We start from the raw sequence: 7157 nt of genomic DNA on the forward strand, positions 1-7157 counted from the left end.
TTTATGGAAAATATTAAGTTTTAAAAAATGTTCGGTTATTTCTTGCAATCTGCCTTATTAAAACAATGGTATGACGAAGATAATTGTGTCGACCCATTGGGTACAGCCGGTCACTTTGGCCACCGTGCTGCTTTAATTTATGCTGGTCCTAACGTTGGCCTTGGAATCAACGCTAAAAACTCTGCATTTGAGGCTGATTGGAATGTTGATAACATCTCCGCTCAAAAACAACTTTACAATTATACTGGTACAAATCCTAATACTAAGTTTATTTCTAAAGATGCTGTTCAATAAACTCAATCTTAATAAACTCGTCGTAGACAACTTCTACTTCGAGTTTATTTTTTTGGGATTCTTTTTGAGATCATCACTTGATCTAATTCTAATAAAATTGATGAGGTTAAATTAGTATCTGTAATCAAATGAATTTTTCAGTCGTATTTTTATTTACAAGTAGAATTATACATTCCATTATTTTGTAAGTGCATCCAAGTTTGAAAAAAATTATTTTCAAAAAGTGGGTAATTTATTATCAAGTCAAATCTAGTAGCTTTTTTGAATTCCGGAATCATTCCTTTATATATAAATCACTTTTAAATTTTTATCTAAAGATACTGATATAACAACATCCATTGATATTTTATCCATGTATACCTTTCAGATTAGAAAACATTTTTTTATACATTATGACCATTTTTATATCCAAAACGTACCTATAATACGAGTTGTAAAGCAAATAACAAGACAAAGATTTTATAGATATATACATACAGAACTGCGAGGGATATATTATGACAAAAGAAAACTTAAATAAATTTAACAAAAAATTTATCGTTACTGCCCTTGGTGTAGCAGCTTTAGGTTTCCAACTAATGCAAACTAATAATGTTAAAGCTGACACCGCCGCAGATTCTAAAACTGGCGATGCCGCTTCTGAAGATACTGTTGAAACCAAAGATAGCTCTGTAGCTGATGATTCTAGTATTCAAAAAGATATTGATTCTACTACTGAAACTGACGGAACTGATGGTACAAGTTCGTATAGTAAAACAGATACTGATAATGACCAACAACAAAATGACAATACCGATACTACTATGAAGAATTTAGATACTCAAAGTCAAGATGGCAAATCAAATAGTTCAGAAAATACTGATCAAGATAACAATGATACCAATCAAGAATCTAACGATGTTAATGATGATTCCAATTCTGGGACATCTAATGACGACACAATTGGCAAAAATTCTGAAACTGATACTGAAAGTAACCCCAACACCGATGGTTCCCAAGCAAACGAAGATGTCAATGGTAACCAAGATGCTGATTCACAAGATTCAAATGTAGATACTTCTAATATATTAGTACAGAAACCTACAGCCGATGGAGATGTAAACAATTATAAAGATCCTGTTAAAACTTCTGCTTCAGTTATTGTAACAAATGAGAATGGGACAGCCTCCTCAAAATCTACAGATGACGATAAGAATAGCAGTGTTATTGTATACAACAATTCATCTGTTACTCTAAATTATAAAATTGTTAACACATCAGATCAGAGCACAGGTAACTATGGTACAGATATTCTCTTACCCGCATACAATTGGAATAACAGCATTACAATATCAAAAGATGCTGACCTTACTGAGGCTTTTAAAGATCTCCCTGCAGGAGTTAAAATCACCTATGATACTACTACAGGTGGCAGTAGAATAGCTTATGATGGTACAACAAATGTTGACCCTTCTACGATTAAGGAAATCTATATTGATCCAAATGGCACAAGTATAGAAGCGGGCCAATCCCTTAATATAAATCTCCCTTTAACAAATAATAATACAAGCACTCATCAAAATAACAAGGCAAAAATCGGTGTTTACATTCTTAATCCTTATTACAGATGGGATAATCTTAATATTACATTTAAAAATCAAGATGATAATATTAGCAACGATACTTTCCAAGGCCAATATCCTGCTTATACAGTCAATCAATTAGGTATCTCTTATACAGCAGCGGACCAAGAAATTCAAAATAAAATGCCAATCTATTCAGGTGGCAGTGACATTCAGATTGATAACTTTAATACCTACAATAAAGATTTGCGTGTTGATGCCGACAAAACTGACTTAACCTATGGAGGCGTCACTTATGTCGATCTTGTACATTCAGGTATTACCGAAATAGCAAATAATGATGGTTATTCTGTTCTTTTAAATTCAGATGGATCTCAACAAACAGAATATTCGTATCAAGATTACGGATATGATGCCGGTGTTTCACTTCTTCCAAATTCTAATGATAATGATGATTCTGAAACTAATTCAACTAAAACTATTGGCACTATTTATATCACATTAAGACATGTAATCAATGCTCAAGATGGTACTACTAAAGTCGGTCAAAATTGGACTGCTGCAGACAACCTAACGTCAGTTCAAGATAACGATGACAATGTCCTAACCGGAAATGATGCAATCAGTGCCATAACTACAACAATCAACGACCAAGATGGCGTTCTACAAGATGGCAAAGTCGTTAAAGCTGGTACTTTTGAAGTTACTTACACATACAACTTAAAAGATGGCACAGCTATTACTAAGACCGTTACAGTTACTGCTGATCCAGCAACAAACAATTCTGGTTCATCAAGTTCAAGTTCATCTTCCAGCTCCAATACTTCATCAAATTCAAGTTCCAACAACAGTTCATCAACTACTGACCCAACAGATCCAGTAGTATCTCCTGATTCACCCGACAATATCAATGATCAAGACCGTCTAGTTTCTACTCACCCTGCAGATGGTGTAGTTTCACTTTACAAACTAGACACAACTAAGATTACTAACCGTAGTTTGAACACAGCTTCCGATTGGTACAGTGATAAAGACATGACTTTTGCCGGTGAAACTTATTATCGTGTTGCCACTAACGAATGGGTTAAAGCTTCAAATGTTTATGTTTACCAAAATAAGAGTCAAGTTATTCAAACAAACAATAATCAACAATTAGTTGATTCTAAAGGTAACACTGTAACAAATCGTTCATTGCTTGCTAATACAGCTTGGTACACAGATCGTATCGCAACTATCAATGGCAAGAGTTATTACCGTGTTGCTACCAATGAATTTGTTCCAATTGATGCAGTTACAGTTATGTAATAAAGCAATAAAAATAGAGTCTTCACATAAAAGGGTTCTTTCTTAAGTTAGGTTGGTAGTAATATGCCGTCCTCCATAGCAAAGAAAATTTGGCTGGAACGTAGTGGGCGCGATTTTAAGCTTTTGCATAAACCAAGTGCGCAAAATCTCAAAACTCGGCCTTATTCTAAGCAACAAGTTGCTAAGAATAATTTCACTACTGAGCCAATTTGCTTTGCTATTCCGGACTAAATAGTGATTTTCAATTTTTATAGAATCAAACAAATAAGCATCTATTCAGATAATGACAGCCGTGCGTTGATCGACTATATCTGAATAGATGCTATTTTTTAGTCTGAATCACTTGAAATAAACAATAAATGACGTTTTCCAGTCGGGAGTGGCAGCTTTGTGGATGCTCAGTACTGAAATTTCACTTAGCGATTTATCGCTTAGTGAAAGGTCAAGCTTTAAGACAGTTCCCGGTTCTGGAATTGGCTTAAAGTTGTGCCCAGTACGTTCCAGCATCTACAAAGCAGAACGGATGACGACATCTAACGGTAACCTAACTTAAGAAAGAACCATAAAAGTGAGGACTCTATTTTTTTAACCATTGATCAATTAATATTTCATATTCTGCTATAAGCTGTTCTTGTTCAACGAATTTTCCTAAAGTATTAATGGATTCCATTTCTTGACTTAACACTTCATTCTGAACATAGATTTTTCGCGTTCTTTTTTTATCAATTTTACCAAATCTAATTAACCAATTAAAAATCCTTGTTGGAGTTTGAATACTAAACAATTCAGTATTCAATAGTGTAGAAAGATGATCCGCAATCCTAATTCCATCACTATCTAAATCACCTAAATATGTTAATTTTAATCCTTGTTCATCAACCAAATTCTTCAATAATTCATTATAAGATTCATTAAAATCATTACCAGTTTGATTAATCAATGGCCATTTAGGATGCAATTTATGTAACCAAATAAAGACACCATTATTTTCAATAACAACTGCCTTTTGATTCATCAATTTAAAGCCATGCATTTTCTCAATTTGCCAAGGATTTAAAGTGATTGGTTGTGGTAAATTAGTTTCAAAAATATTAGCACTAACAAATGACATCCCTATCAGTTGCGAACTTAATTCGTTTATCGATTTACCCTTAAAAAAATTCTTCAAAATCCATTGATAATAATTATAAATCATTGGATTTTCACTAGGATCATTCAACGTATGTGCTGTAAAGCCTAAGTTCACAGCTTGTTGACCTCGCGGAGGTAATACTTTATCACTTGAGATGGCATCAAACAAGACGTCTAATTTTTCAGCATCTTTGGGAGCTTTTTTACCTGTCTTATTTTCAAAGAAATCTATATAGTCGCTCATTTTATGCCTTCGTCCAAGTCATTGCTGGTCGAACAATATTTTTATGAAATTTTCCATCATCTTTTTTAGCTGGTGCAATCACATCATAAGCAATATTTTCCACACCGTCAGCTAAAATCTTATTTTGTGCCCCACTAGGCATAGTAGCAATAAAATTAAATCCAAAGTGATCGATAGTCCTAGCAAAAGATTTTGCAGTCTCCGGATCAAGCTTGTCAGCAAACTCATCGAACATAACCATATGTGGTGTATCTGTTCTATTTGAACGATGCAAGACCATCTTAGGAACTAATAATAATGGCAAGACCATTGCTTGAGCTTTTTCAGCACCCGATCCACCTGACTGAACAAATTTATCATCTACAAGTTCAAATTCTCCAGTTTCAGCTTGTTTTCGATGAATCCAAATTTGAAAATCGGACCATTGTCTAATATCCAATAATTGATGAGCTTCTTCTGTAAACAATTCATCATCATCTGCCACTTTACCATCATTGGCCAATCTTTCTAAGCGATTTTGAACTTCCTTCAATAAGGCTGGTCGTTGCGTCAAATGCGTATTACGAGCTTCTTCGATGACTTGTTCATCTATATCCTTAGGGACCAACGAAACCTTTAATTGAATTCCTTGTGATGAATGTACACCGCGTGCCAGCATTTCGTTATAACCATCAATTAAATCATACTGATCTGAGATTTGATGAACCGCTGCTTCCAAATAAGTCATTTGAGCCACTTCATTCCCAGAATTCAATTGTTCAAGTGACCTTTCAACAGCATCTTTATCTTTAGCTATTAAATCCTGTGCTTGATTGATATCAAATGGTACTACTCGTAAATCACCTTGATCGACTGAGCGTTCACGTCGCATTGCACTGGCAATTTTATTATGACCACGATCCTCAAAAATAGTATCCAAAGCATAAGGATCAATTCCATTTTCATTATTAGTATGAATAAGTCTACCAATCTTATCAGATAAATCTCCAAAACTATTATTCCTAATTTCGCTACGATGTTGATTCAAAAAATTCATTGCTTCAGAGACTGTTTCAATTTTAAATCCTTCAATCATATAAGGATTTAAAATTTTTAAATTTGCTTCTGTTTGCGTTGTCAAATCATTCAGAGTTTGAGTAAGTTCTTTTATTATATTATTAATATTTTTAATGTCTGTTTCTACTTTGGTTTTATTAATACCCAAATCTTCTTGTGATTTTTGATATTGATTTAAAGTCTCTTTAGCTTGGGCAACTTTAACATTTAAATCCGGATCAATTACTAATTTGGCAATTTCTTGTCTTAATTTATTTATTTTGTCATTTTGATCATCTAAATCAAAACCTTTATAGTTTAATTCTAAAATTTCTTTTGTTTCTGAAATTTCTTTTTCTATATTAGAAATATTACTAGTTTGACGTTCAATTTTATTATCTACATCTTTCAAATCATCATTTAATTGCTGTAATTTATCAGCAATATTTTTGATTTTTGACCATAGAGCTTCGTGATTTAAAAATTCTTGTAAATCCGGATTTGTTTCTAATAAGTCTAAACGTTTCTGTTCCAATTCAGCATGGCGAATATTCATTTTAGCAGCACCGGCATTATGTACATCTAAATTATCTTGATGCAATCCTTCTCGAATGCGACCAACAACAGGACCATTAGTCCGTAAATCGATCTTGCCATCCATATTTTCACGTATCTCTGAGACAATCTGGACATCTTCAGTCAAATGCTTTTGATTATTTAAAATATTGTCATAATCTTTTTGTAAATTTTTTATTTTCCTCAAATAATGTTTTAAATCCGTTAACTTGGAACTCAAATCTGATTGGTCAACGATATTTGTTAATTGACCCAAATTAGTTGCTAAGTCTGTCAAATCTTTTTCTAATGGTAATATCTCTGAATTTAAATCCAATTTACTATTGTTTAATTCATCAAACTTCTTTTGGGCTTCTAATAAACTTGATTTTTGTTGCTTAAATTTTTGCTTAGTTAATTTATAACTAGTAATTTTACTTAACAAATTATCCACTAAGTCTTGCTTATCTTTACGCTGATTTTCAATATTTTTTTGCTCAGCTTGACGTTGCTGCAATAGTTGAAATTGCTTTTCAGCCTGCTCTAATTGTGGTTTCAACAATTCTAGTTGATGAATATAATCGGACAAACGATGTTGCAAACGTTCTTTAATGCTCCGTTGATTATTTAATTTTTGATAATTATTGCCATATGGATCTAATGTTAGTTCTTTTAAACGATTCAAATTTCTCCAAAAGATTTCTCTTTTTAATCGATATAGTCGTTTCTGCGCTCGTGATAGTCTTTCAAAAATAGCCTTTTTTCGATTAACTTCTCTTTGGGTATCTGCAACAAAATCAATAACTTGATTATCAATACCTTCTTGGGCATTTTTCATAGCTTCCAAAATTGGTGTCAGACGAGCATTTCCCGCTGTCAAAATTGGTGAAGCTAATAATCTGTATGTTGCAGCTAATTGGTGCAAACTCCTGAGATCATTAAACCCATAAATTTTATCTGAAACATAATTTTGAAATTCGCAAATTGCAAGAACAAGTTAGCCACTTTGGAAAAATAAAGAAAAGTTAAGA

Annotated in this window: 4 protein-coding genes; 2 read left to right on the top strand and 2 right to left on the bottom strand. The window is 33.0% G+C overall.

The genetic code is table 11. The annotated features are described in order from the left end of the window. The first annotated feature begins 27 nt into the window (after positions 1-27). Entirely contained in the window at positions 28-294 is a 267-nt protein-coding gene (locus tag FC88_RS07685; protein WP_057814404.1) for a hypothetical protein, read from the top strand. 497 nt (positions 295-791) lie between these two features. Then, complete coding sequence (locus FC88_RS13145; protein WP_057814406.1) at positions 792-3161, top strand: SLAP domain-containing protein; 2370 nt, start codon at positions 792-794, stop codon at positions 3159-3161. A gap of 577 nt (positions 3162-3738) precedes the next feature. On the opposite strand, the gene FC88_RS07695 is transcribed toward FC88_RS13145, so the two are convergent. Together FC88_RS07695 and FC88_RS13150 are read right to left on the bottom strand one after the other, a co-directional pair. Beyond that, complete coding sequence (locus FC88_RS07695) at positions 3739-4536, bottom strand: DUF2399 domain-containing protein (RefSeq protein ID WP_057814408.1); 798 nt, start codon at positions 4534-4536, stop codon at positions 3739-3741. Position 4537: 1 nt separating this feature from the next. Further along, complete coding sequence (locus FC88_RS13150) at positions 4538-7051, bottom strand: SbcC/MukB-like Walker B domain-containing protein (RefSeq protein ID WP_057814410.1); 2514 nt, start codon at positions 7049-7051, stop codon at positions 4538-4540. Positions 7052-7157 lie beyond the last annotated feature (106 nt).

The organism is Companilactobacillus futsaii JCM 17355, from assembly GCF_001435505.1.
GTDB lineage: Bacteria > Bacillota > Bacilli > Lactobacillales > Lactobacillaceae > Companilactobacillus > Companilactobacillus futsaii.